Genomic DNA, 241 nt, shown 5'->3' on the forward strand with positions numbered 1-241 from the left:
GAATTACGCATTTGCTTCATCTTTTTGAAGTTGTAACAGCGGCAGGAGTCGTTTATGGATCATTTTCAGTCGATGCGCGTGTTCGTCAAGGTTGCAGATCTCGGCAGTTTCGCGCGGGCCGCGAGCGCAATGGATATCTCCAACGCGGTCGCGACGCGCCACGTCGCCGATCTGGAAGGCCGGCTCGGCACGCGTTTGCTTAACCGCACCACGCGCAGCCTCTCCCTGACGGAGTCGGGTC

General features: G+C 58.5%; 1 protein-coding gene. It reads left to right on the top strand.

Features of this window, described 5'->3' with window-relative positions; all coding sequences use genetic code 11:
* Window positions 1–54 precede the first annotated feature (54 nt).
* Window positions 55–241: LysR family transcriptional regulator (locus AAEY88_RS15240; RefSeq protein WP_350563743.1), on the top strand; the 187-nt coding region annotated here is incomplete at its 3' end.

The organism is Psychrobacter sp. CAL346-MNA-CIBAN-0220, from assembly GCF_040309805.1.
Lineage (GTDB): Bacteria > Pseudomonadota > Gammaproteobacteria > Pseudomonadales > Moraxellaceae > Psychrobacter.